Raw genomic sequence first — 25,433 nt, forward strand, 5'->3', positions numbered from 1 at the left:
GGAATTAAGCGGCCTTTAAAGCAGCTAATCTTATTTAGCAGCGCGCTCCTTGGCAATAAGCTCTTCAGCCACTTTTAGCATTTCTGCTTTGCCACCAGCCGAACGGCCGGTTATGCGATATTTGCCATTCACGATCAACTCTGGCGTACCTGCAATGCCGTAGGCTCTGGCGCGAGCGTCCGCTTGCTTAACTTGGCTGTTAACACCGAAGGAGTCGAAGGTTTTACGAAATTTTTCAGCGTCTACTTTACTGTGAGCCAAAAATAATTTCTCAATGGCAGCACTGTCACGCAGCGGGTTGCGGTCAATATTAATAGCATTGAAGAGCGGGGTATGCAGCTCCTCGATCACGCCCAATGCCTCTGCGGTATAAAAGGCTTTGGCGTGCACTACCATCAATTCATTCCACATTGCTGGCGAGCGACGAAACTCAACGTCCGCGGGCAGCTGCTTCTTCCAGGCTTCCAGCATTGGGTCAAAGTCGAAGCAGTGGCTGCAGCCGTACCAGAACACCTCAGTCACTTCGATTTTATCTGGGTTTGAGGTATGTACCGGCTGAGCAATACGCAGATAACGCTCACCACTACTGGCGACACGTTCAGCGCTGGCACTTGCCTCGACTTTCGCCGCTGGTGCTGCAGGCTTAGCCGGCTCGGCGCCATCGCTGCACGCAGACATCAGCAGTAAAAAGCTAAATACACTGAATAAGGAAATCACTTTCTTAAGCATGGAGCCCCCTTTTTATACTATCGAATGCGGTAAGTGAGCCAAATGGCTCGTTTAGCATCGTTATTGTTCAATATATGAGCCAGGTCTGACTGCAGCGACGAGCAATGGTTTCGCCGTCGCAAATTACAGCGATAAAAAAGGCGGCCTAAGCCGCCCCTTTACGATTCAGAACTTACTTATGTAAGCCCTGAATGAAGCTTGATACCGCTTCTATTTCTGAATCGCTCAGTTTAAACGCGATTGTGCGCATCACCATCGCGTCGCCGTCGTTGCTGCGTCCTTCACGGCCATCAGCTGCAGCGCGGAAAGCTTTAAGCTGAGCTGCGGTGTAATCGGCGTGCTGACCACTCAAGGCTGGGAAACCGGCTGCGGCCATACCGCTGCCAGTTGGTGAGTGACAGGCAGCACAAGCGGGGATATTACGATCGGCAATACCGCCACGATAGATCGCTGCGCCTTTTTCTACCAGCGCTGGATCAGCCTGACCGGTGCTCGCCGTCTTGCTCGCATAAAATGCAGCAACGTTAGCAATATCTTGCTCAGAGAAGTTATCGAGCTGACCCGCCATCATCGGCACCGCACGGGCACCTGATTTGATGTCGGAGATTTGCTTAACCAAATAACGCTCACCTTGCCCAGCTAATTTCGGGAAGCTCGGCGCGGCGCTGTTGCCGTCGGCACCGTGACACGCTGCGCAAGCTGTCGCCTTCATTTTTCCCGCTCGGGGGTTGCCCTCTGCTGCCATGGCTGCGCCGGCAAACATCAGGGAGGCAAACATCACTAATACGGTTTTATTCATTGTTACGTACTCTTTAAGCAGATAATTCTGTGCAAATGTCATTCAGACCGGTTAATTCAGGACTGAGGTGCTGCCATATATTCGATCAAGGCTTTAAATTCATCGGCGCTGCAATCAAAGCACAGGCCCTTGGGTGGCATAGCGTTAAAACCTTGGTCAGCGTGTTTAACCAGGGTATCCATACCTTTTTCTAAGCGCGGCGCCCAATCGGCAGCAACACCTGTTTTTGGCGCGCCATTGGCACCAAAGCCATGACAGGCAAAACAAGACTTCTGATAGCGATCCAGTACCGCTTGCTCCGCAGCAAAAGCAGAAACACCAGACAATGAAAGCAGTATAGCCACAAGCCATTTATTCATGATCTACCTCTCAATTTCGCGATAAGCGGCGCAGGATGAGTCAATGTAAAAACTGCGGCATTATACACAACTACATGGCGCTGGGGCCAATAATTGCCGTAAAATGCCGCTGCTTTCGCAAATTCCCCCGGACCGATTATGTCATCAAGCCCAGCTCTGAACTACCGCCGCGCCAGCTATTTAAAAAGCTCGCCCAACCTCACCTACTGCCCCGACGACAGCGGCGCCGAGGTTGCCTTTGCCGGTCGCTCCAACGCGGGCAAGTCCAGCGCGATCAACCGCTTAACCGAAAACAAGAAGCTGGCCAAAACCAGTAAAACTCCTGGCCGCACTCAGTTACTTAACTTTTTTGTATTGGACGACAGCGGCCGCCAGCGCCTAGTCGACCTACCCGGCTATGGTTTTGCCAAGGTGCCCCTAGCAGTAAAAAATGAGTGGCAGCGCAATTTAGAAGCCTACCTACAAAAGCGTCAGTCCCTGCGCGGTATGGTCTTAATGATGGATATTCGCCATCCACTTACTGAATTCGACGAGCAAATGGTGCGCTGGGCGACCAAAAGCACCATGCCCATGCACATTTTGCTAACTAAGTCTGACAAATTAAAACGCGGCCCCGCTACAGCCACCCTATTGATGGTGCGTAAAAGCCTTGCGGAATACGGCGACTTAATTAGCGTGCAGTTATTTTCTGCACCCAATGGTGACGGCTTACAAGAGTTGCGCAACAAATTAGATGAGTGGCTGGATACCGCCAATATGGTCAACGTCAGCTACCTGGGCGACGACGGAATTCCAATTAGCAGCAACCCAGAGGGCGAAAGCCCCGAATAAAGGCCGCAAAAAAGCCCGGCGGACTCAAGTCACCGGGCAATCCTACTCCGTTTGGAGTCAGGGGGAGACAAGTCTCCAACGCGGGTGCCATCCTCAAGCACTTCAAGATGACGGCTTATTGACTTTAGACGTGGATTTCTAATTGCGCAAATCCCGCACAGTAAAGTTAATGTGCCTCGTCCCAGTTTGCGCCCACACCAACCCCCACTTCCAGCGGCACGGCAAGCTCCGCCGCCGCCATCATCAAGCGCACCACCTCAGCCTGCACTTCTTCTAGCACCTCAGCTGCAACCTCGAGCACCAATTCATCGTGAACCTGCATAATCATGCGCGCGTCCACCGCACTGCTGCTCAAATATTGATCTACAGAGATCATCGCCCGCTTAATAATATCTGCCGCAGAGCCCTGCATAGGCGCGTTAATAGCGGTGCGTTCTGCCGCTTGGCGACGCATGCCATTGCGGGCATTGATTTCAGGCAGATGCAGACGACGCCCAAATATAGTTTCGACATAGCCGTTTTCTGAGGCCAGCACCCGTGTTTCGTCCATATAGCGCAATACCCCAGGGTAGCGCTCAAAATACAGATCGATATATTGCTGAGCCTCTTTGCGCCCTAGGTGCAACTGCCGCGCTAGGCCAAAAGCCGACATACCGTAGATCAAACCAAAGTTAATCGCCTTGGCATTGCGGCGCTGCTCGTCGCTAACCTCGACGGGAGTCACCCCAAAAACCTCGGCAGCGGTGGCGCGATGAATATCTTCGCCCCGAGAAAAAGCGTCAATTAAGCCGCGATCTCCCGACAAATGGGCCATTATGCGCAATTCAATTTGCGAGTAATCCGCAGCTAAAATCACATAGCCCGGCGGCGCAATAAAGGCCTGACGAATGCGCCGCCCCTCGGCGCTGCGAATTGGAATATTCTGCAAATTGGGATCAGAGGACGACAAACGCCCTGTCGCAGCAACCGCCTGATGGTAAGAGGTATGGATGCGGCCGGTTTTGGGGTCGATCAAGGTCGGCAGCTTATCGGTATAGGTCGACTTAAGCTTAGCCATTCCCCTATGCTCGAGTATGACTTTGGGCAGAGGATAATCGTGAGCTAGCTCCACCAAGACTTCTTCGGCGGTAGAGGGGGCGCCTTTCGGGGTTTTTTTAGTGACTGGAATCTGCAAGCGCTCAAACAGAATTTCACCAAGCTGCTTGGGCGAGGCCAAGTTAAATTCACCGCCGGCCAGCTCATAGGCCTGCTTTTCAAGGGCCTGCATTTTTATGCCAAGCTCGTGGCTCTGCTTGCCCAACAACTCCCGATCAACATAGGCGCCATTGCGCTCAATACGCGACAACACCGGCACCAGCGGCATTTCAATATCGCGATAGATCGCTAACAAGCCAGCCTGCTGCTCCAGCCTCGGCAGCAAGGCCTGATATAAGCGCAAAGTGACATCCGCATCCTCGGCCGCGTAGGGACCCGCCTGCTCGAGGGCAATCTGGTTAAAGGTGATCTGCTTGGCACCCTTGCCCGCAATGTCCTCAAAATGGATGGTGGTGTGATCTAAATACTTCAGCGCCAAGGTGTCCATATCGTGGCGACTCCCAGTGGAGTCCAGCACATAGGAGGCGAGCATGGTGTCATCGTGGATACCGCGCAGGGTAATATCGTGATTTAGTAAAACATTGGCATCGTACTTAAGATTTTGGCCGACTTTTTGGACCTTAGAGTCCTCCAAAATCGGCTTGAGCTCGGCCAGTACATAGGCCTCATCCAGCTGATCTGGCACATCAAGATAATCGTGACCAAAGGGCAGGTAGGCCGCTTCGCCAGCCGTTACCGCAAAAGACACACCCACCACCCGCGCCTGCATATAATTCAAACTGGTGGTTTCAGTGTCAAAGGCGAAAATCGACGCCCCCCGCAACTTGGCCAACCACAGCTCAAAATCGGCCTTGCTCAGAATTAACTGATAGCTGGAATCCGCCAGCGCTGGCGCCACCTCTGAACCAGGCTCGGCGGCTGCCGCCGCTTGCGAATCAGCCGCAAAAGAGGGCTCCGCTTGGCCGGACGCGGCCGCAATTGCATCGCTGCGCTCAGCTCGGCTCAACTCTTCTACCCAGGTCTTAAATTCATACTCTTTAAATAGCGCCAGCAAACGCTCGCTATCTGGCGCCTTTGGCAGCAGCTCGGGCACTCCCACGTCCAGCGGAACATCGCACTTAATGGTGGCGAGGGTATAAGACAGCAGCGCATTTTCGCGACTGTCGGCCAGCTTCTTCGCCACCCCCTTGGCGCCGCGAATCGGCAAATCAGCTACTTTGTCGAGATTCTCATAAATACTGCTAACCCCACCCAAGGCTTGAATCAGGGCAAGCGCAGTTTTCTCACCTACGCCGGCAACACCGGGGATATTGTCGACTTTATCGCCCATCAGCGCGAGAAAATCGATAATCAACTCGGGTGGAATACCAAATTTCTCCTCAACTCCCGCCACGTCCATCACCGTATCGGTCATGGTATTCACTAAGGTGACGTGACCGTTCACCAACTGCGCCATGTCCTTGTCACCGGTAGAGACCAGCACGGGGCGCTCTTGGCCGGCCTGAGCGGCGAGGGTGCCAATAACATCATCAGCTTCAACACCATCAATGACCAGTCGCGGCAAGCCCATGGCATCCACAATCGCGTTTATTGGCTCTATCTGACTGCGCAGATCATCTGGCATGGGCGGGCGCTGCGCCTTGTAAAGCGTGTAAATATCGTCGCGAAAGGTTTTGCCCTTCGCGTCAAACACCACAGCAATCGGGCTGTCGGGATAATCCTTTTGCAGGCGGCGTAACATGCTAATCACCCCCTTAATTGCGCCCGTGGGCTGCCCCTTGGAGGTATTCAGTGGCGGCAGGGCATGGAAGGCGCGGTAGAGGTAAGACGAACCGTCAACCAAAATCAGGGGCTTTATTGCAGTCATAGCGGAGAGTTAACACGTAGTCATTGGAAGCGGGGAGTGTAACACGAGCCTCAGCAGCAAAATATTCCAAGCCACCCACTCCAAAGTGTTACCTTTTACCACGGAACCTACCCATCATGACCGGCAGATTACCCAAATGTTACCGAAAATTAAGGAGACTTCTTGATTAGCTGTGTTACCTTACGTAACACAAGGTAACTCTTTACCTTGTGTTGAACAAAACAAGGCTCAGCTGATTAGAGGAGAAATGCAAATGAACAGACTTACCAGCGCAATCTTAATCTTGGTTGCCAGTACTATGGCGACTGCTGCCGAACCGGAAGTAGGTGCGAATCAGTCGCTGGTATTGGCGTTCAACACCAGCACAGACACCCAGCCGCAGGAGCGCAAAGCCGAGTATGTGTCACAACACTCAGCTAATCGCTTTTTAGAAAAAAACCTGGATGTCGTATCCGCCACACTGAATGTGGAGCTAGACGCTCAAATTAGCCAACGCATGCTAATCAGCGCCAAATGAGGGTAGCGGCAAATCGGCCTTGCAACCGCAGCCAAACCCTATGCAGCAAAGCACTTCAAGAAAGCCTGACCCAGCTGACGGTATAAGCTAAGAAAACCGTCAGCCTTCTTCATCCCCACACCGAGGGGATCAATCTCTATCACCGATATATCCAAACCCGAGGTTAATGCGTTTAGCATTGCCGCCGGATACTGTGGCTCACGGAAAACACAGGCAAACTCCCCCTCCTGCAAGCGCGCGCGCAATTCCACAATATGTCGAGCACCGGGCAGACGATCCGAGGCAGGCATAACCACTTCGGCCTCGGCCAAGCCAAAATGACGCTCAAAACGGCTGAAACCGTCGTGCAGCAACAAATAAGGGCGATTGCCAACGCGGTTTATATCGATCTGCAACTGCTTATCATACTGCCGAAAATCTGTACTAAAACGCGCTGCATTGGCGTGAAAAAATGCGCCGCGGGTTGGCATGCGATCTGATAACAGACGGGCAATACGCCGCGAAATATTCTGAACTTGATCGGCATCCATCCACACATGCGGATCCTCACCCAGACTCAGCGCCGGAAAAAGCGCCACCGCATTGCTTTGCTCAGCGACCGCTTTCTGCAAATAGCCTTCCATAGCAGGCCCCACCCACAACACCAAATCGGCGCTGCGCAAGCGCTGCATATCAGACGGGCGAAGCTGAAAATCATGAGGCGACACATTTGCTGGCGCCAGCAAATCGACCGTTACGGCGTCACCGGCAATATCGCGCACGAGCAACTGCAACGGCATAATACTGGTTAAGATCACCGGTTTATCGTCTGCCCACGCCGCATTTCCGAGCATCCAAGCCACCATCAATCCCAATACTATTGCTTTCAAGCAAATTTCCCCATTGTTTACATATGCACTAATGCAATATTATAACATTATATTTTTATTAAAACTGCTCGGACGCCCCAAAGCGATGCACGACCTTAGCCACCAGCATAACCATCAACACTGCATTGATGACGCCTTGCTCCGCGCCCGAGAACTCTGTCAACAGCGCAACCTCAAGTTCACCCGAATTCGCGAGCTCGTGCTAGCCACCGTGTGGGCAAACCACCAACCGGTAGGGGCTTATACCATTCTTGAGGAGCTAGCAAAAGAATCTATTCGCCGCCCCGCGCCACCAACAGTGTATCGCGCCTTAGATTTTTTGCTCGATAACGGCCTTGTGCATCGCATTGCATCACTCAATGCCTTTGTTGGCTGCAGCGACCCTGGCGACGCTCATCAGGGCCATTTTCTGATTTGCAGGCAATGCCAGATCGCCACTGAATTAGACGCCAAACTGATCAACCCGGCTATTGCAGCCGCCGCCGCCCAGCAGGCATTTACGGTAGAAACCGCCAGCGTAGAAGTGGTTGGCTACTGCGCCCAATGCCACCACAAACCCCAGGGAGAATCAGTACATGAATGACTCCCCACTACTTAGCTTGCACAATGTTTCGCTCAAGCACCAACAACAAAGCCTACTCAATGACATTAGCTTAAGCCTCAACGCCAAACAGATTATGACCATTATTGGCCCTAACGGCGCCGGCAAAAGCACGCTGATCAAAGTTGCACTTGGGCTAAGCAAGGCTGACAGTGGTAGCATCTATCGCCGCCAGGGGCTTCGCATTGGTTATATGCCCCAGAAACTTACCCTCAACCCCTTGATGCCACTCAGTGTCGCGCGGTTTTTGGCCATGGCCAAACCCAAACGCCAGCAAATCGATGCCGCGCTAGCCCGAACCGGTATCAGCCATTTGCGGCATCGCCCCCTGCACGATATTTCTGGCGGCGAAACCCAGCGTGTATTGCTCAGCCGCGCCTTGCTTAGCCGCCCAGATTTACTGGTACTCGACGAACCCGCGCAAGGCGTGGATATAAGTGGTCAAACCGAATTATACGAGCTGATTAATGCCCTGCGCGACGAGCTGGGCTGCGCGGTACTCATGGTCTCCCACGACCTGCACTGGGTAATGGCGCAGACCGACACCGTTATCTGCCTCAACCAGCACATTTGCTGTCACGGTCATCCGGAGCAAGTCAGCAGCGACCCAGAGTACTTAGCCCTATTTGGCCGTCGCCACGCCGAGGCAGTGGCGCTCTACCAACACGACCACGACCATCAGCACGATATTCACGGCGACGTGGTTTGCGAGCACCATCACCATGATTGATATTTTACTTTACGCCTTAGTCGCGGGCTTATTAGTCGCCACGGTGTGCGGCCCCCTTGGCGCACTCGTCACTTGGCAGCGCATGGCCTATTACGGCGACACGCTCGCGCACTCAGCACTGCTTGGTCTCGCCCTCGGCTTGGCCCTGCAAGCTAACCTACAGTACAGCGTGCTGGTTACCTGCCTTTTGATTGCCGGTTTATTATTCGCCCTGCAGTGGTGGCGCAATATCGCCCTCGACAGCCTGCTGGGCATCCTGTCCCACAGCAGCTTGGCACTAGGCCTAGTTTGCCTATCGTTTATCGACAATCAACGCCTAGATCTCAACGCCTTTTTATTCGGTGATTTGCTCGCCATCATCCGCGAAGACTTAATTAACTTGGCCTTGATCTGCACCTTGGTATTAGGTCTGCTGTGGCGCTACTGGCCAGCACTTGTCGCCCTGTGCGCCCACGCCGAACTGGCCGAAATTGAAGGCCTGCCCGTGAAACGACTAAAGCTCCTATTAATGCTAATGGTAGCTGCGACGGTCGCCGTAGCAATGAAGATAGTTGGCGTATTGTTGATTACTGCCATGCTTATTATTCCCGCCTCGGCGGCCGCCAGAGTCGCGCGCAGTCCAGAGCAAGCGGCGCTTATTGCCGCGCTCGTTGGTGCGCTGGCAGTGTGTGGTGGATTGGCTGGCGCGTGGTATTGGGATACCCCTGCAGGACCGAGTATTGTATTGGGGGCGGGCTGTTTATTTGTACTGGGACAACTCGCGCCGGGCTACCGGCGTAGCAGCTAATCACAAAAGATAAGGCCTGTGACTTGGCCTTATCTACGAGGGACAATGTCGATTAGTTATATTCCCGAATCGACAGATACGCCCGCTTAAGCTTCGTAATTTCCAGCGGCGCCTTAAAGAAACCCACCGAGTGCCCCTTGGGATTAATCAAAGCCACATTGGCACTGTGCTCAACTTGGTAGTTACTACCGCCGCCAGGCACCTTGGTAAAAGGAATATTCAGCGATGTCGCAAAGCGGTGAATCTCTAAAAAGTCACCGGTAATGCCGCGAAAAGCGGGATGAAAAAAATCCAAATAACTGTGCAATTGCTCTGGAGTGTCGCGAGCCGGATCAACACTGGCCAGCCAAATCTGCGTATCTGCTTGTACCTCTGGCGTCAGCTCTTGATAAAACGCCTTGAGCTGCGCAAGAGTAGTGGGGCACACGTCTGGGCAGTAGGTAAACCCAAAAAACACCAAGCTCCACGTCCCTTCGAGCGAAATCGGGGTCAGAGTTTCGCCACGGTCATTGAGCAAGCTAAAATTAGGTAGCATACGTGGGTTTTCGTATAGATATGCACCCTGAGATTTAAGCTCCTCAGCGGTCATCATTCGCGCCCGTGTAGCGGCATAAAAAAAGCCCGCCACCAAGATAACGCCAACGCTAACAATCGCCAGTACCGTCATTCGTATACCGCGCTGCCGCACTGCCGCTGCAGACTCGCTATGTTGCGTTTCGTCAGTCATTAAAGCTCAACCTCAAAAATAGTCATTGCCGGTAATAAGTAATGATCTAAGAGCATGATCATAAACAGCGCCATTAGATAAATAATGGAGTACTTAAACGTCGCCATCGGCGCTTTCGGGTTGTTACCCCGCAATAAAACAATCGACCAATACAAAAAGCCTGCGCCCAAACAAACTGCGCCTAGCAAATACAGGGAGCCGCTCATCCCAGTGGCAAAGGGCAGCAAGGTAACCACAAATAATAAGATGGTGTAGAGCAGGGTGTGCAATTTAGTGTACGCAATGCCATGAGTAACCGGCAACATGGGAATATCAACTTTGGCGTAATCGTCGCGGCGATGAATTGCCAAAGCCCAAAAATGCGGTGGCGTCCAAATAAAAATAATTAACACCAACAGCAGGGCGTGACCGTGGATTTCATTGGTCACCGCAGTCCAACCTAATAGCGGCGGCGCGGCACCGGCAATGCCGCCGATCACGATATTTTGTGGCGTCGCACGCTTCAAATACAGGGTATAAACCACCGCATAGCCAAGCAGGGAGGCAAGGGTCAGCCACGCAGTAAGCGGGTTAACTAAAATAAGTAAAATCGCCATGCCGGCGCTGCCGATAATAGCCGCAAAAATGCCAGCATTGCGGTTCGTTACACGACCCTGCGCAATAGGGCGATTGTGGGTACGCGCCATCTCTAAATCGATACGGCTGTCGACCAAATGATTGATCGCCGCTGCGGCTGCCGCACACAAGGCAATACCGAGATTACCAAAAATAAGGGCATTCCACGGCACCATCCCGGGCACCGACATAAACATGCCAATCACCGAGGTTAGTAGCATCAGTAAAACCACATTGGGTTTACAGAGCTCGTAATAATCCCGCCAGTTTGCCGCCGACTGTGGCTGTGTCATACCCGAATTCCCCCGCGGATTACCGCCGCTGTAAAGACCAAATAACAAATTGTTACCTGGCTAAGCAATAAAAACGCACCAACAAGATTGTGAGCGACAGCGACATTAATCGGGAAGCTAAACGCAATATTGCTAATACCTAAACCAATTTGCAGCGCCAAGATAGCAAGCATCACACCAGCCGATTTCCGTGCCGGAGCAATACCGAGTTGCCGCAATTTAAAGAATAAAAATAATAAATACAGCCCCGTTACCATGGCGCCAACCCGGTGACTAAAATGAATCGCGACCCGCGCAGCATTGTCCATTGTGCCGCCCAAATAATTCGGGCCAATATGCTGGTTTACATTAAAGCCATCACCAAAATTCATTGGCGGCAACCAAGCGCCTTGGCACTGCGGAAAATCTGGGCAAGCAATGGCAGCGTAATTTGATGTTGTCCAGCCGCCTAAGGCGATCTGGCAAACCACAATCACCAGCCCGATCAGCACTAGTGGCTTTAAAGCCTGTAACTTAGCCTCGTTAATTGCCGGCAGCTGCCAGCGCTGATTATTTAAGCGAAGCGTTAGCAGCCACAGTAAACTCAGGGTGGTAAAGCCACCGAGTAAATGCGAGGTCACCACCTGCGGCCACAGCTTTAAGGTGACCGTCCACATGCCGAACATACCCTGCAAAATAATAAAGGCTAAAATAAAAATCGGCAGCTTCATTGGCTGCTCGGGGTCACGTTTACGTAGCGAGAAAATAACAATACCAATTGTTAACAGACCCAGGCTTGACGCTAAATAACGATGAATCATTTCTGGCCAAGTTTTATCGTGTTCCACAGGCATATCAGGGTACGCCTCATTCGCACGAGCCACCTCATGATCTGCACTCGGCCACAGCACATGACCGTAGCAGGTCGGCCAGTCTGGACAACCTAAACCAGCGTCAGCAAGGCGGGTAAATACCCCCATCGCCAAAACTATTACCGCGACAAGGCAGGATATAAAAGTGAGCCTAAACCCTGCCTTGCGCTGTGCTGCTGTATTAAATAGAGCCATCGTTCAATACCGTCTGTTTTCTAACACATAGTTCGCGCCAACTACTTAATCAGGCGCCCCGTATCTTTCAGGACGTCCTTGCCCAAAGTGGTCAGGGTGAGCTGTTCCATATCGGCGGCGCGATAATACATCATCACCCAGCCCATTGGATCGACTACGTAAAACGTACTTGCATCAAAGGGATTTATTTCAAGATTTTTTAAGCCCTTTAAAAAGGCCGAGCCATCTGCCTGCAACACGGTCATGTCGCTGTGCTCGGCTTCGAGAAAATCGCGCAACTCAGGCGAAAGCGGGCCATCTACCGCGAGGTAAATACGCTCCACTCGATCTACTTTCTTACCCATTGCAGTATGAGTCTGACGAGTAAGATAGAGCATCCGCTCGCAGGCATCGCGGCATTCGCGACCACCAACAACCATAAATACCCAGCGAGATTCAGCGCGATTAAACAGAAATTCGCCACCGTCACTGCGCAGCGGGTGCAGATCACCCAGCTGCATTGGTGGGTTGATCAAGGTGCCACGATTCACCGTGGTGAAGGAGATAATGTCTTGTTTGGCTAGGTAAAAAACCGCGCTAGAAATAAGGATTACAGCGATTGGAATTGCCAAAATAATGCTTAGCAGTTTTTTACTGCGCTTATTGTCACTCAATGTTGTCATTGTTTGTTGCTCTCATTGCTTTTACTCCGCTTCAGCCACAGGCCTAAATTGCTATTGCGAAAAATAAATATCAGCCCCAGCGCAAACGCCATCGCGAACCACTGCACTGCGTAACCGGTATGTTTGGCGGGCGTAACATTAACGACCACGCGCTCAATTTCTAAGGCGCCAACACTGTCGCCAGCCAGCCGTAATGTGGTTGGCAGCAAGTCCGGAAATTCACCACCAAGATCGTCAATATCTAACCACTGCTGACGCCGAGGCCATGCAGCCGCCACCGGCTCGACACCTAAACTAAAGGCCTTTTCGGTATTGCGGTACAACTCACCGGCAATTTTCACCGTGCCACTCGGTATCGCAATAGCCGGTAAAATCTGACGCGCGCGATCACCGGCAATCCAGCCGCGATTGACTAACAGCTCGCGGCCATCGGTCAAAGTGAAAATAGCCATTATCTCATATCCGAATCGACCATGAGAAATGCGATTATCCAATAGCCAATAGCGCTCAGCGTCAAACTCACCAAGCGCGAAAACCGGCAGATAATTGGGGTATTCTGCCAAGCCGCCAATTGCCACTGGCGCGAAATTTCGACGCTGCTCAAAATCAGCGAGTAGGGCGGCTTTTTCATCTGCGCGGTTCAGCTGCCAAAATCCTAAACTCAGGAGAATCGGCAAAATCAGCACGATCACCAGCAGCGACTTCCAGTCAAACTGCCATTGGAATCTGCTGGGCGAAGCCGCCATTTTTCAAATCCTATTGTGTATACTGCGGCGAACAATTATGGAGAATCGCCAGCATGTGGTTAAAAGTTGTCATTGTCGTACTTTTCATAGGGCTAGTGATTAGCCTGTTCAGCGGCCTGTTTTTCCTCATCCAAGATCAAGGTAAAACAATGCGCACTTGGCAATCACTGAGTGTTCGCCTTGCACTGGCCGTATTGCTGATGGGCTTTATTGTCTACGGTTTTTACACCGGACAACTGGGGTCAAAAGCACCGTGGGATCAACGTCACATGAAATCTGACGCGGTAATCCAACAAGCTCCTTAATACCCTGAAACGACTTGGCCGTTAAGGTCTATTTGCAAAGCAAATAAACCTTAACGGCCAGCGTTACCGTCTCGTCAGCAGCGTATGCTTAGATAATGTAAACAAAGATAAACAAGAAGACCCAAACCACGTCAACAAAGTGCCAGTACCAAGATGAGGCTTCAAAGCCAAACTGGTCGCTAGCGCTGAAGTGGCCTTTGCTAGTTGAACGCAACCACTGCACCAGCAGCATGAAGGTACCCATCGCCACGTGGAAACCGTGGAAACCGGTCAACATGAAGAAGGTAGTACCGTAAACACCGCTGTTCAGGTGAATGCCGTATTCAAACAGGGCTTCGTGGTATTCCATGTACTGCAAGTACAGGAAGGTAATACCCATTGCGACAGTAATGAACAACCACAGATTAAACTTCTTGCGATCATTCTGCTTCATTGCCACGTGAGCAATGTGGCAGGTAAAGCTCGAAGCTAAAAGAATGACCGTGTTATACAGTGGCAACCAGTGGGCAATATTGGCAAAGCCAGGGAAAGACAAGTGCTTTTCAGCGCCAGTAAATTCACCGTTATTAGCCAAGTGGCCAGCAGCAGCCTGGGCCTGAACACCACCGATCGCATCCTGAGGCGTTGTTAGCAGTGGCCAATTGTATTCAAAACCGGGCCACAACAAGCCATTCATTGCACCCGCTTCACCTTCACCCGCCAACCACGGCCCAGCCAAGTTACGGATATAGAACAGCGCACCAAAGAAGGCGCCAAAGAACATCACTTCTGAAAAGATAAACCATTGCATGCCTAGCACGTAGGAGTGCTTGAGCTGTGCGCTGTTCATACCAGCGCGGTTCTCTTTAATAGTGATGCTAAACCACATGAACAACGTCGCGGCGAGCCAAGCTAAACCAGCAAATAGAATAAAGCCGGAATTAGTTTCTTCACCGGGGCGGTAGCTGTTGTCGTTGATAAAGCTAGATGCACCGTAAACGGTGGTAATCATGCCTATCGTCGCACTTACAGCAAGCTTACTACTGTCGGGTACGTAGTATGTTTCATACCCGGTTTTGCTTTGACCTGCCATTGTTAAGTCTCCATTTTCTCGCTAGAGAAAAACTCTCTTACTATTTAGACGCCGCCGCAACAGAGTCCTGTTTTGCGGCCATCTCGGTTACATCAAATATCGTGTAGGACAAGGTAATCACATGGATATCTTTAGGTAAATCGCGATCAACAATAAACTGCAACGCCAAGTCGGCGTCGGCTCCTGCGGCCAGCGGCTGCTGGTTAAAGCAAAAGCATTCGGTTTTATGAAAATACTCAGCGGCGCGGGACGGAACAAGACTGGGAATTGCCTGTGACACCATGTAACGATCCTGCGTGTTCTTTGCAAAGTACGTTACCGTCGCGGACTCACCGGGGTGAACCTCAACTTGACTGGTGTTAGGCGAAAACTCCCAAGGCATTGCTTCATTATTTTGCGCAACAAACTGCACCTTTACGGTACGGCTTGTATCGATCTGACTATCTACAACCGTGTATTGCCGGCCGGTTTTACCGTTGATGCCCAACACCTCACAAAGTGCATTATAAAGTGGGGGCATCACCCACATGGCAAAGGCAAACATCACCACTACCAAACCCAGTAACTTAACACTGAGTTTAGCTATGTTTTTGTCTGTCGCTTGCGCCATGTTACACGAGCCTCTTTATTTCAATTCTGGCGGTGTAGTGAAGGTGTGGTATGGCGCAGGCGAAGGCACTGTCCATTCCAGAGTTGTACCACCTTCCCAAACTTTCGCGTCAGTAACTGGCTTGCCATGAGTAATTGTTCTAACAATGTTGAACAAGAACAGCAGCTGGCTAGAACCGTAGATAAACGCACCGATGGACGACATCATGTTGAAGTCGGCAAACATCAGGTTGTAATCAGGGATACGACGCGGCATACCCGCCAGACCCACAAAGTGCTGCGGGAAGAAGGTCAGGTTGAAGCCGATAAACGAGATCCAGAAATGGGTCTTACCCATGGTCTCGTTGTACATCTTACCGGTCCACTTTGGCAGCCAGTAGTACACAGCAGAAGACAGCGCAAAGATCGCACCAGCAACCATGGTGTAGTGGAAGTGGGCAACAACAAAGTAGCTGTCGTGGTACTGGAAGTCAGCCGGTGCAATTGCCAGCATCAGACCGGAGAAACCACCAACGGTGAACAAGAAGACTTTAGCAATCGCAAACAACATAGGCGTTTCAAGAGTAATCGAACCCTTGAACATGGTCGTAACCCAGTTGAACACTTTTGCAGCAGTAGGTACTGCGATCAGCATCGTGGCGTACATGAAGAACAGTTCGCCAGCAATCGGCATACCAACCGTGTACATATGGTGAGCCCATACGATGAACGACAGGAAAGCGATCGACGCTGTTGCGTAAACCATAGAGTCATAACCGAACAGCGGCTTGCGCGAGAAGGTCGGGATAACTTCAGATACCACACCAAAAGCAGGCAGGATGATGATGTAAACTTCTGGGTGACCAAAGAACCAGAACACGTGCTGGAACAGTACTGGGTCACCGCCACCAGCGGCAGAGAAGAAGCTAGTACCGAAGTGAATATCCATCAACATCATGGTTACCGCGCCAGCCAGAACCGGCATAACCGCGACTAGCAAGAAGGCAGTAATCAACCACGTCCATACAAACATTGGCATCTTCATGTAAGTCATGCCAGGCGCGCGCATGTTTACGATGGTAGCAATAATGTTAATAGAACCCATGATCGACGAAATACCCATGGCGTGAACCGCAAATATAAAGAAGGTCACACTTGGTGGCGCATAAGTTGTTGATAGTGGCGCGTAGAACGTCCAACCGAAGTTAGGACCGCCACCATCCATCAGCAGGGTAGATGCCAACAGCAAGAATGTTGGTGGCAGTATCCAGAAACTCCAGTTGTTCATCCGTGGCAGAGCCATATCTGGCGCACCGATCATCAGCGGAATCATCCAGTTAGCCAAGCCAACGAAGGCAGGCATAATGGCGCCGAAGACCATGACAAGACCGTGCATGGTCGTCATCTGGTTGAAGAACTCTGGCTGCACAATCTGCAGGCCAGGCTGGAACAATTCAGCGCGAATAATCATGGCGAACGAGCCGCCAAGCAGGAACATCGCAAAGCTGAACCACAAGTACATCGAACCGATGTCTTTGTGGTTGGTGGTAAATAACCACCGAGTTAAACCTTTAGCAGGTCCGTGATGAGCACCCATGGTGTATCCCCCTACTGACCTTTCTTGAATTTGTAAATGTCAACTGGCTGCAACATGTCACCCATGTTGTTGCCAAACGAGTTGCGCTGGTAAGTGATAACCGCAGCAAGATCAACCTCGTTAAGCTGACTACCAAACGCCGGCATAGCAGTGCCAGGCACGCCGTGAACAACAACTTCCATATGATCTTTCATAGGGCCAGTTGCTATTGGGCTACCTGCAATTGCCTTACCAACGCCACCTTCACCGTTGGCGCCATGACAAGCTGAACAGCTGCTGGTGTAAACATTCTTACCGCGAGCAACCAACTCATCCAAGCTGAAATCTTTCGCCATCAGCTCTTTGATTTCGGCAGCGGCAGCCTGCTTTTCAGCCAGCCACGCAGTGTATTCAGGCTCTTCAACCACGTTTACAACAATCGGCATAAAGCCGTGGTTGCGACCGCAAAGCTCAGCACACTGACCACGGTATACACCGGTTTCAGTCGCTTTAGTCCACGCTTCGTTGATGAAACCAGGAATTGCATCGCGCTTAACAGCTAGTGCAGGTACCCACCATGCGTGCAATACGTCATTGGCAGTCACTAAGAAGCGAACCTTCTTATTGACGGGGATAACCACTGGCTCATCGACTTCTAACAAATAGTTAGAACCCTTTTCTTCAGTGTTAGCAATTTCTGCACCGTCGGTCAGCAAATTCGAGAAAAAGCTAACATTGTCGCCGGTTGGATTGATGTATTCGTATTTCCACTTCCACTGGTAGCCAGTGATGAGGATATCGAGCTCGGCATCATCGGTGTCATAGATTTCGATCAGTGTCTTAGTGGCAGGAACCACCATGATCAACAGAATCAAAAACGGCACGATAGTCCAAACGATTTCCACTTTAGTATTTTCGTGGAAGGTCGCTGGCTCTGGGTGACGGTCTTTACGGTATGCAAATACCGAGTAAAACATCACACCAAAAACCAAAATCCCAGTTACGACGCAGACGTAGAAAACCCACATATGCAAATCGTAAATTTGATGACCAACCTCGGTGATTCCAGGGGTCATATTAGTTTGCCAACGCGCGCCCTCTTCGGCCCATGCGCCGGTACTAAAAAGGCTTAGCAGCATTAGCACAGGACTAAGCGCCAGCTTTAAAAGCCGTCTCGCTTGTAAATACATCTCCCGTGTCTCCATGTATAGTTGAATAAAGACCCCGCCGCTAAATCTGCAGCTGCAACACACAAACTTTACCCCGCTACGGAACGCAATCGTTAAATTACACTCTTAAACAGGCATAGATAAACGCCACTAAGCCGGCCTCTGGAGGTCGAATTTAGACGTTTATCTATTAATTTGTGTAACGCAAACCCGCTAGGACCGCTTTGGGTGCGACAAAACGCCGCAATTATAAACCCGATGAATACACCAGCGCTACTGCGCTGAGCACTAAAGCCTAGAGACTGCGCACTTCTTGCGCGTTAAATAACCGTTACAATACTAACTAAAGTGCTCAAACCGCGCGCAAACCACTAGATATAGACAAAAAACTAATTGTTAGTAATTGTAAACTCGCCCAGACTTAGCCCCATTATTGTGCGCCGTAGCTTCGCTTCCTCGCGAAGTGCGGGCCAAGCAAGCACAACGCACTTGCGCTGCAGCCTAGGCCGGCGCGGAATTACCGTCTAAATAGGCCCACGCCGATCACAATGCAATCAGATACAAGGCCAGAACCTCAGTCCGAGATCGCCGCCCGCGTCTGGGCACTTGCGTGGCCAATGATATTGGCAAATTTGTCGGTGCCTTTATTGGGATTGGTCGACACCGCCATTCTAGGGCACCTCAGCGACAGCCGTTATTTGAGCGCAGTGGCGATCAGTACCAGCCTACTGGCCTTTCTTTATTGGGGCTTTGGTTTTTTGCGTATGGGCACTACTGGCGCCAGCGCTCAGCTCCTCCACAAACCCCAAGACGCCAACGCCCTACTAGTCAAGGCCGCCGCCCTCAGTTTGCTCATTGCCGCATTTATTTGGCTGGGAGGCATTGCACTGAGCAATATCGGCCTGCGACTGATGAACACCCCAGCTTCACTAATTGAGCTCGCCCAAAGCTATTTGCACATCCGCCTGTTTAGCGCCCCGGCGGTGCTGTGCACCTATGTCATTGTTGGCTGGCTAATAGGGCGCCAGCAAACTCGCTGGCCGCTGGTTATTGCCGTGGCCACCAATGGCGTGAACATCGCACTAGACTATGTGTTTATTGTTGGCCTCGACATGAGCAGCGATGGCGCCGCACTCGCCAGCGCCATCAGCGAGTATTGCGGGCTCGCGATTGGTCTGTGGGCGGTGCGCGACGCCCTAATAGCAACTCTCGGCCACGGCCTGCGCCGCAGCTGGCAATATGGTCCCGCGCTTAAGCAGCTCCTCAATAGCAATGTGCACCTCTTTATTCGCACTGCGGCGCTGCTATTTAGCTTTGCGTTTTTTACCGCCCAAGGCGCTAGCTTTGGCCAAGCCACGCTGGCCGCCAACGCCATCTTGCTGCAATTGATGCTGGTTAGCGCCTACGGCATGGATGGTTTCGCCCACGCCGCCGAAGCCCTTATTGGCGAAGCCTTTGCTCAAGGCCGGCGCGATGCACTGCTAAAAATCGTTGTGTGCTGCGCCCGCTACTGCCTCGCTACCGCGCTGGGCGCCAGCCTGCTGCTCTGGCTTGGGGAGAGGCAGGTCTTAAACCTAATGACCGATATCGAGGCAGTGCGCAACATTGCCAGCGGCCATTATGCTTGGTTGATCGTGCTACCACTGCTGTGCGCGCCCAGCTATTTATTAGACGGCGTATTTATTGGTGCCCTCAAAACCGAGGCAATGCAGTGGACCATGCTAGCCAGTGTTATCCTGATTTATCTGCCGGTGTGGCTGCTGAGCAAAGATCTTGGCAATCACGGCCTATGGCTGAGCTTCTGCGCGTTTAATCTGGCCCGCAGTGTGAGCCTAGGCGCCCTGCTCAAACCGGCAATACTAAAGCCGCTCAACTAGCCCGCCTCCGGCGCCACCTCATCTATCCACAGCAGTAAATCAGTAATGCCAACATCCACCCCCTGCTGACTGAGCAGAGTAGTCAATTGACCCCGATGGTGGGTTTGATGATTAAAGAAGTGCTGCAGAACCAAGCCAAAGGGTTTGCAAAAATCAGCGTCTTTGCTGTTTTGATAGGTAAACGGGCGATCTAAATCTAGCTCCTGTAAAGCCTCGGTCCAGCTGCAAATCATTACGTCTAGACTTTTGCGGGCGGGCAGGAAGGCATCCAAATCTGCATAGATCATTTGATTTAAGGCCGTGGGCTTCGCTATTGCGGCCACACTACCTAAACAACTTGCCCCTGCAAATGGCCCCGCCGCAAACCGTTTCACCCACATCACATCGGCCACATAGAGATGGTTGAGGGTGCCCAATATCGACTGAAAAAACGCGCCCATATTACTGCGCAGCTGGCTATCTTCAAGCTTGCTGGCAGCGGCAAACAGACGCTGGTTCATATCGCGGTTATACCGGCCCATTAATGCAAACTGCTGCTGACGACTCATGACCGTGCTCTCCACCCATGTAATCACACCGTTAAGACCAAGCCCTAGCAATAAGGTCGCGGCTTTTAACTATTCGTTTTTCGGTATTAACACACTAAATTTGCCACCGCGTCTTTAATAAAGGCCTCGCAGCGCAGCGCGGCCGCGCCCGCTAAATCGCGATTGGGCAATATTAAAAACAAATCGGCATGGCGCTCGCCACCCTCGATCATCGGCAGCGGCTTGATTAAACCGCTCGCCAACTCCTCACGCATTGCCACCGCTGGCAGCCAGGCAAAGCCGACGCCTCTGGCCACCGCGTTAATTGAGGTCTCCATGCGGCTTACGGTTAATCTTTGCACAGCATCTAACCAGCCCGAATCCCGCTGGCGGCGCACCCCAGAGTCTCGCACCACCACCTGCCGAAAAGGTCGCAAATCGCGGTAGTCTAAATTTCGTCCCAATTGATGAAGCGGGTGGTCACGCTGGGCCACGGCCATAAACTTCACCCGCAGCAAGTGATCACCCAAAAAGCCCGGCGGCACAATGCCGGTTATTGCCACATCGCAGCGCCGCTCCAGCAAGGCTTCTTCGGCGCCACTTAGCACCGACTCAACACATTCAATACGGGTATCGGGGCAGTGCGCGCTGAGATCTTCGAGGCAATCCAACATCACCGCCGAGGGAAACAAGGTGTCGCACACAATACGCAATTGCGGCTCCCAGCCCGCAGCCACCGACTTAGCAGACTTTTCAAGGCGCAAGGCCTCGTCAATCAGTGACCGGCCACGGCGATAGAGCATTTGCCCCGCCTCAGTAAGCTCAGCTTTGCGGCCGCGAATTTCAAATACTCGCACCCCCAGCTGCTCCTCCATTTTTTGAATGGTGTAGGTCACCGCCGACTGACTTTTATGCAATACCTCAGCGGCGCGGGCATAGCTGCCTTCGTCTACCACCGCTAAAAAGCAGTGCCACTGCTCAAGACTGGTTCTAGGTCCGCTCATACATCAATATTCTTGATTGTTTAAGCCAATAAATTGCGCTTTTTAAACAACTTTATCAATAGTTTAATGGCCTCAACAACAAGTAATTGTCCACGACCAAAAGGGGTTACACGATATGAAAACCATTCTCCAGATTAATAGCAGCTTATTTGGCGAGCAGGGTCAATCCAGCAAGATGGCCAATGACTTTGTTACCCAATTACAAGCCAATAGCGACGCCACCCAGCTTTTACGCCGCGACTTGCACGCCGATCCACTGCCGCACCTCGACGGCCAGCGCTTTGCCGCGCTCACCACCCCCGCCGCCGAGCGCGATACCGCCCAACAAGCAGTGGTCGCCGAGTCCGACACCTTGATTAATGAACTGCGCGACGCCGACATTATTGTGCTTGGCATGCCGCTTTATAATCTTGGCGTGCCATCTACCTTTAAAGCCTATATAGACCACGTTGCCCGCGCCGGCGAAACCTTTCGCTACACCGCGAACGGCCCAGAAGGTCTGCTAGAAAACAAAAAGGTCTATATTTTTGCGGCCCGCGGCGGCAAATACGAAGGCACCGCCATGGATACCCAGAGCGCTTATCTGCGTCATATTCTTGGCTTGATGGGCATAAAAGATATCGAATTTGTTTATGCCGAGGGCCTAAATATGGGCGGCGATGTTGCTGAACAAGCACTGGTGGCCGCCCAAGACCTCATTCGCCAAAAAGCAGCCTAAGCTCAATACACCGCCGGGCAGTAGCCTCAACATTGGTATAGGAGCAGCATTATGACTAATCGCAGCGTGTCTCGAATCATACCCGCGCAAGCTACCTCGGACGGCGCCGGTGTTAAGCTCAAGCGCAGCCTAGGGCAGTCGCAGGCGGCCCGCCACGACCCGTTTTTGATGCTGGACGAGTTCTTCTCGGACGAGCCCGCCGACTATTTAGCGGGCTTCCCCTCGCATCCCCATCGCGGCTTCGAGACCGTCACCTATATGCTCGACGGCCATATGCTGCACGAGGATCACCTCGGCAATAAGGGCCACCTCAAAGACGGCGGCGTGCAGTGGATGACCGCCGGCAGAGGCGTGATTCACTCCGAGATGCCCCAGCAAGACGCTGGCCGGATGCGTGGTTTTCAGCTGTGGATAAACCTGCCCGCGGCAGAAAAAATGCGCCCCGCCCATTACGAGGATATTCCCGCGGCCAAAATTCCGCGTCACCCGCTTGGCAGCGGTGGCGAGGCCATTTTGATTGCCGGTCAATGCCAGCTCGACGGTAATTCAGTGCGCGGCTATATCAATGGCCTAGACGGCCAGAACATGAGTACCGACCCAATTTATATCGACCTCAGGCTCAAAGCAGGGCAGCGCAGTCGCATTAATTTACCCAAGGACCACAATGCGTTTATCTACGTGTATGAAGGCGAAGCGCACATTGATGATCGGGCAATACCCTGCACCAACAGCGCGTTGCTCAGCCAAGGCGAGGAGCTAGTGCTTAGCGCCAACGGCGACACCCGCTTACTGTTGCTGGCGGCGCGACCCATTGGCGAAGCCATAGTGCAGTACGGACCCTTCGTGATGAATACCAGCGAGGAAATCGAACAGGCCATGCGCGATTATCGCGACGGCGTCTTAACCAGCGCCTAGGCGATTCGCTAAGTAAACTTCAGGCATCTTTGCACCGGCATAGATGCCGTTTAGACCATCGCATTCAAAAACCCCCTAATACTGCACTTTTTCAAAAACTGCATGCCATACTCAAAATAAGCGTAAGCTAAAGACCCAAAGCAAGGACAAATCAATTAATAGTAAAAAACTTTTAATATCATTGCTTTTAATATGTTTACGCTATGAATTAAGGCGAGCTATATTCGCCATTCAACACCTGCAGCTAATACTGCATCGCAAGGTGGGCTAAAACTTGCACCCCACCTTGCACTACAACTACGGAGTGATTTATGACTACATCAATGTTAGTACGCGACGTCATGAAATCGCCGTCGCCAGCGGTTAAACAGGGCACCGATCTCGGCGAAGTAGTAGAAACCCTACTAAAATTCGGCGTGTTTGGACTACCGGTTATTAATGACCAGCGTGAGTTGGTTGGCTTTGTCTCGGAGCAAGACTGCATTCACTCAGTGCTCGTTAGCAGCTACCACTGCGAGGGCGCGCCACTGGTAGATGACGTGATGAGCCGCGAAGTATTAGCCGTGGAAGCAGACTCATCGATTATAGACCTGGCCCAGCAAATGGGTAAGCTCAAGCCCAAGTCTTATCCGGTCACCGAAGACGGCAAGCTGATTGGCCTAATTACCCGCAGCGCCATATTGGCCTCACTCTGGGCCAACCGCGCGAGCTGCGATCTGCCGAACGACAAACTTTAAGACCTAAGCCCTGCGCCGGCCGTGGCGCAACCACAGCGGCGCAATAGCAAGGAAGTCGACCATGACCAGCCAGTTTTGGGCCGCAGCACTGCTTTGCCTAGGCCTATTTAGCCAAGCCGCGCACAGCAACACCCTTAGCAACCTCCATTACGGCCCAGACCCAGCGCAGGTGCTAGACGTGTATTTACCGGCCGCCCCCCCAAACTGGACGGCCGGTTATCTTTATGGTGCACGGCGGTGCCTGGCGCATTGGCGACAAAACCAATCACAGCGTAGTAAAAACTAAAGTGCGGCGCTGGCTGAAGCAGGGCTGGGTGTTTATATCTACTAATTACCGGCTATTGCCCACCGCCGATCCCTATACCCAAGCCGCCGACGTTGCCAAGGCACTAGCATACGCCCAGAGCCACAGCGCAGAGTGGGGCGCCGATGCCAGTAAATTTATTCTTATGGGCCACTCCTCTGGGGCGCATTTGGTGTCTTTGTTGGCGACCGACAGCACCCTTAGCGACCATCTTCAGCTCAGCCCAATTTTAGGCAGCGTATGGCTAGACAGCGCCGCCCTCGACGTTAGCCTTATTATGCAGCAAACCCACTCGCGGTTTTACGACAAAGCCTTTGGCACCTCACCCGCGTATTGGCAAAAAGTCTCCGCCCTTGAACACCTGAACAAAGACGTAAAACCCATCGCGCTCATCTGTTCCACCCAGCGCGACGACAGCTGCCCCCAAGCGCAAAGCCTAGCGATCAAGGCCGAGCAGCTCGGGGTATCGGCAACGTTAATTCGCGCAAACCTTAGTCACCATCAAATTAACGCCACCCTTGGCGACAACAACACTTACACTCATCAAGTAGAGGCGTTTATGCGCGGGCTAAATCCCGCACTCGGCGCCTTTCTCAAACCTGCAAAATAAATATATGCCGAGTCTTAGCCAAATAATCTTACTCACCGCCGCCGGTGGCGCCTGCATTCCACTAGGCGGCTATATTGCCAGCCATAGCAATATTCGGCGGCGCTGGCTGGCGAAGGAATTTAGGCACGCCATTATTGCGCTGGGGGCGGGTATTTTACTCGGCGCGGTGGCCATGGTACTGGTGCCTGAGGCATTGAAACACATGAACTATTCCATCTGGGCGACCGCCTTACTACTGGGCGGCGGCCTGCTGTTTTACGGTTTAGAGCGCTACCTAGACATACATCGCCACGCCGCACCGCAATTTACCGGCATGCTCCTCGATTTTATACCCGAGTCACTCGCGCTGGGCGGGCTCGCCGCAGCAGACGCCGACAGCACGGTATTGCTCGCAGTACTGATTGGTATGCAAAATTTACCTGAGGGCTTTAACGCTTACCAAGAATTGTGTGATGCCGGCTCCTCGCGGAAAAAAGTACTGTGGATGATGCTCGCACTCATTCCGTTGGGGCCGCTCTTTGGGGCGACGGGCTATTATTTTCTCGGTGAATTACCAAACATTTTGGGCGCTATTCTGCTCATTGCCAGCGGCGGAATTTTATACCTGATTTTTCAAGACATCGCCCCGCAGGTTCCACTACGCAAACACCGTAGCCCACCCCTCGCGGCGGTAATCGGGTTTGCGCTGGCCATGCTCGGCACCCTCTTTACGCATTAGCCAGTAGCGCAGAAGAATTTGCAGCCGTGTATGCTGTGTA

28 protein-coding genes are annotated in these 25,433 nt (G+C 52.2%); 12 read left to right on the forward strand and 16 right to left on the reverse strand.

Annotated elements, in window-relative coordinates; all coding sequences use genetic code 11:
* Nucleotides 1-30 precede the first annotated feature (30 nt).
* The 3 genes from AB4876_RS03615 to AB4876_RS03625 all read right to left on the reverse strand — a co-directional run bounded on the left by AB4876_RS03615 (nt 31) and on the right by AB4876_RS03625 (nt 1,887).
* Nucleotides 31-729 (reverse strand): thiol:disulfide interchange protein DsbA/DsbL, encoded by a 699-nt coding sequence (locus AB4876_RS03615; RefSeq protein ID WP_368380281.1) that lies wholly within the window; start codon nt 727-729, stop codon nt 31-33.
* A gap of 172 nt (nt 730-901) precedes the next feature.
* Nucleotides 902-1,528: a c-type cytochrome gene (locus AB4876_RS03620; protein ID WP_368380282.1), complete on the reverse strand. Its 627-nt coding sequence runs from the start codon at nt 1,526-1,528 to the stop codon at nt 902-904.
* A gap of 56 nt (nt 1,529-1,584) precedes the next feature.
* On the reverse strand, nt 1,585-1,887 hold the full coding sequence (locus AB4876_RS03625; RefSeq protein ID WP_368380283.1) for a c-type cytochrome: 303 nt from the start codon (nt 1,885-1,887) through the stop codon (nt 1,585-1,587).
* Between the two features lie 138 nt (nt 1,888-2,025).
* On the opposite strand from AB4876_RS03625, the gene yihA reads away from it, so the two are divergent.
* On the forward strand, nt 2,026-2,718 hold the full coding sequence (gene yihA, locus AB4876_RS03630) for a ribosome biogenesis GTP-binding protein YihA/YsxC (protein ID WP_368380284.1): 693 nt from the start codon (nt 2,026-2,028) through the stop codon (nt 2,716-2,718).
* 166 nt (nt 2,719-2,884) lie between these two features.
* Here the strand turns inward: yihA and polA are convergent, their stop codons facing one another.
* A complete protein-coding gene (polA, locus tag AB4876_RS03635; RefSeq protein WP_368380285.1) occupies nt 2,885-5,680 on the reverse strand; it encodes a DNA polymerase I in 2,796 nt (931 codons plus the stop codon).
* Nucleotides 5,681-5,933: 253 nt separating this feature from the next.
* On the opposite strand from polA, the gene AB4876_RS03640 reads away from it, so the two are divergent.
* On the forward strand, nt 5,934-6,197 hold the full coding sequence (locus AB4876_RS03640) for a hypothetical protein (protein ID WP_368380286.1): 264 nt from the start codon (nt 5,934-5,936) through the stop codon (nt 6,195-6,197).
* Nucleotides 6,198-6,235: 38 nt separating this feature from the next.
* Here the strand turns inward: AB4876_RS03640 and AB4876_RS03645 are convergent, their stop codons facing one another.
* Nucleotides 6,236-7,066 carry a metal ABC transporter solute-binding protein, Zn/Mn family gene (locus tag AB4876_RS03645; RefSeq protein WP_368380287.1) on the reverse strand — a complete coding sequence of 277 codons (831 nt, stop codon included), beginning with the start codon at nt 7,064-7,066 and terminating at the stop codon, nt 6,236-6,238.
* Nucleotides 7,067-7,151: 85 nt separating this feature from the next.
* On the opposite strand from AB4876_RS03645, the gene AB4876_RS03650 reads away from it, so the two are divergent.
* Genes AB4876_RS03650 through AB4876_RS03660 form a run of 3 tightly spaced genes read left to right on the forward strand, consistent with a single transcriptional unit; the run spans nt 7,152 to nt 9,184 of the window.
* Nucleotides 7,152-7,649: a Fur family transcriptional regulator gene (locus AB4876_RS03650; RefSeq protein WP_368380288.1), complete on the forward strand. Its 498-nt coding sequence runs from the start codon at nt 7,152-7,154 to the stop codon at nt 7,647-7,649.
* Nucleotides 7,642-8,397 carry a zinc ABC transporter ATP-binding protein ZnuC gene (gene znuC / locus AB4876_RS03655; protein WP_368380289.1) on the forward strand — a complete coding sequence of 252 codons (756 nt, stop codon included), beginning with the start codon at nt 7,642-7,644 and terminating at the stop codon, nt 8,395-8,397. Before AB4876_RS03650 ends, znuC begins: the two co-directional genes overlap by 8 nt.
* Nucleotides 8,390-9,184 carry a metal ABC transporter permease gene (locus AB4876_RS03660; RefSeq protein ID WP_368380290.1) on the forward strand — a complete coding sequence of 265 codons (795 nt, stop codon included), beginning with the start codon at nt 8,390-8,392 and terminating at the stop codon, nt 9,182-9,184. The genes znuC and AB4876_RS03660 overlap by 8 nt, the downstream gene beginning before the upstream one ends.
* A 52-nt stretch (nt 9,185-9,236) precedes the next feature.
* On the opposite strand, the gene AB4876_RS03665 is transcribed toward AB4876_RS03660, so the two are convergent.
* From AB4876_RS03665 to AB4876_RS03685, 5 genes are read right to left on the reverse strand one after another with little or no spacing between them, the layout of a single operon-like run.
* A complete protein-coding gene (locus AB4876_RS03665) occupies nt 9,237-9,911 on the reverse strand; it encodes an SCO family protein (protein WP_368380291.1) in 675 nt (224 codons plus the stop codon).
* A complete protein-coding gene (gene cyoE / locus AB4876_RS03670; RefSeq protein ID WP_368380292.1) occupies nt 9,911-10,819 on the reverse strand; it encodes a heme o synthase in 909 nt (302 codons plus the stop codon). The genes AB4876_RS03665 and cyoE overlap by 1 nt, the downstream gene beginning before the upstream one ends.
* Nucleotides 10,816-11,865, reverse strand: coding sequence for a COX15/CtaA family protein (locus AB4876_RS03675; RefSeq protein ID WP_368380293.1), 1,050 nt, complete (start codon nt 11,863-11,865; stop codon nt 10,816-10,818). Before AB4876_RS03675 ends, cyoE begins: the two co-directional genes overlap by 4 nt.
* Before the next feature lie 41 nt (nt 11,866-11,906).
* Nucleotides 11,907-12,527 carry a redox-active disulfide-containing membrane protein gene (locus AB4876_RS03680; RefSeq protein WP_368380294.1) on the reverse strand — a complete coding sequence of 207 codons (621 nt, stop codon included), beginning with the start codon at nt 12,525-12,527 and terminating at the stop codon, nt 11,907-11,909.
* The gene (locus AB4876_RS03685; protein ID WP_368380295.1) at nt 12,524-13,273 is read right to left on the reverse strand and encodes an SURF1 family protein; all 750 of its coding nucleotides are present in this window, start codon (nt 13,271-13,273) and stop codon (nt 12,524-12,526) included. The genes AB4876_RS03680 and AB4876_RS03685 overlap by 4 nt, the downstream gene beginning before the upstream one ends.
* Nucleotides 13,274-13,326: 53 nt before the next feature.
* Between AB4876_RS03685 and AB4876_RS03690 the strand changes: the two genes are divergently transcribed.
* Entirely contained in the window at nt 13,327-13,578 is a 252-nt protein-coding gene (locus tag AB4876_RS03690) for a DUF2909 domain-containing protein (RefSeq protein ID WP_368380296.1), read from the forward strand.
* Nucleotides 13,579-13,666: 88 nt separating this feature from the next.
* Here the strand turns inward: AB4876_RS03690 and AB4876_RS03695 are convergent, their stop codons facing one another.
* Genes AB4876_RS03695 through coxB form a run of 4 tightly spaced genes read right to left on the reverse strand, consistent with a single transcriptional unit; the run spans nt 13,667 to nt 18,004 of the window.
* Complete coding sequence (locus tag AB4876_RS03695; RefSeq protein ID WP_368380297.1) at nt 13,667-14,650, reverse strand: cytochrome c oxidase subunit 3; 984 nt, start codon at nt 14,648-14,650, stop codon at nt 13,667-13,669.
* 40 nt (nt 14,651-14,690) lie between these two features.
* Entirely contained in the window at nt 14,691-15,260 is a 570-nt protein-coding gene (locus tag AB4876_RS03700) for a cytochrome c oxidase assembly protein (protein ID WP_368380298.1), read from the reverse strand.
* A 15-nt stretch (nt 15,261-15,275) separates the two neighbouring features.
* On the reverse strand, nt 15,276-16,835 hold the full coding sequence (gene ctaD, locus AB4876_RS03705) for a cytochrome c oxidase subunit I (protein WP_368380299.1): 1,560 nt from the start codon (nt 16,833-16,835) through the stop codon (nt 15,276-15,278).
* An 11-nt stretch (nt 16,836-16,846) separates the two neighbouring features.
* Nucleotides 16,847-18,004 carry a cytochrome c oxidase subunit II gene (coxB, locus tag AB4876_RS03710; protein WP_368380300.1) on the reverse strand — a complete coding sequence of 386 codons (1,158 nt, stop codon included), beginning with the start codon at nt 18,002-18,004 and terminating at the stop codon, nt 16,847-16,849.
* Nucleotides 18,005-18,600: 596 nt separating this feature from the next.
* Between coxB and AB4876_RS03715 the strand changes: the two genes are divergently transcribed.
* Nucleotides 18,601-19,860, forward strand: coding sequence for an MATE family efflux transporter (locus AB4876_RS03715; RefSeq protein WP_368380301.1), 1,260 nt, complete (start codon nt 18,601-18,603; stop codon nt 19,858-19,860).
* Here AB4876_RS03715 and AB4876_RS03720 read toward each other — a convergent pair.
* The gene (locus tag AB4876_RS03720; RefSeq protein ID WP_368380302.1) at nt 19,857-20,408 is read right to left on the reverse strand and encodes a DinB family protein; all 552 of its coding nucleotides are present in this window, start codon (nt 20,406-20,408) and stop codon (nt 19,857-19,859) included. The two genes, AB4876_RS03715 and AB4876_RS03720, sit on opposite strands and share 4 nt — an antisense overlap.
* 86 nt (nt 20,409-20,494) lie before the next feature.
* Complete coding sequence (locus AB4876_RS03725) at nt 20,495-21,391, reverse strand: LysR family transcriptional regulator (RefSeq protein WP_368380303.1); 897 nt, start codon at nt 21,389-21,391, stop codon at nt 20,495-20,497.
* Nucleotides 21,392-21,506: 115 nt separating this feature from the next.
* On the opposite strand from AB4876_RS03725, the gene AB4876_RS03730 reads away from it, so the two are divergent.
* From AB4876_RS03730 to AB4876_RS03750, 5 genes are all read left to right on the forward strand, one after another.
* Complete coding sequence (locus tag AB4876_RS03730) at nt 21,507-22,109, forward strand: FMN-dependent NADH-azoreductase (protein WP_368380304.1); 603 nt, start codon at nt 21,507-21,509, stop codon at nt 22,107-22,109.
* A gap of 51 nt (nt 22,110-22,160) precedes the next feature.
* Nucleotides 22,161-23,024, forward strand: coding sequence for a pirin family protein (locus tag AB4876_RS03735; RefSeq protein ID WP_368380305.1), 864 nt, complete (start codon nt 22,161-22,163; stop codon nt 23,022-23,024).
* Nucleotides 23,025-23,335: 311 nt separating this feature from the next.
* Nucleotides 23,336-23,761 (forward strand): CBS domain-containing protein, encoded by a 426-nt coding sequence (locus AB4876_RS03740; RefSeq protein WP_368380306.1) that lies wholly within the window; start codon nt 23,336-23,338, stop codon nt 23,759-23,761.
* Between the two features lie 182 nt (nt 23,762-23,943).
* Nucleotides 23,944-24,675 (forward strand): alpha/beta hydrolase, encoded by a 732-nt coding sequence (locus tag AB4876_RS03745; RefSeq protein ID WP_368380386.1) that lies wholly within the window; start codon nt 23,944-23,946, stop codon nt 24,673-24,675.
* A gap of 4 nt (nt 24,676-24,679) precedes the next feature.
* Complete coding sequence (locus AB4876_RS03750; protein WP_368380307.1) at nt 24,680-25,393, forward strand: ZIP family metal transporter; 714 nt, start codon at nt 24,680-24,682, stop codon at nt 25,391-25,393.
* Nucleotides 25,394-25,433: the final 40 nt, after the last annotated feature.

It is taken from the genome of Zhongshania guokunii (genome assembly GCF_040892635.1).
GTDB lineage: Bacteria > Pseudomonadota > Gammaproteobacteria > Pseudomonadales > Spongiibacteraceae > Spongiibacter > Spongiibacter guokunii.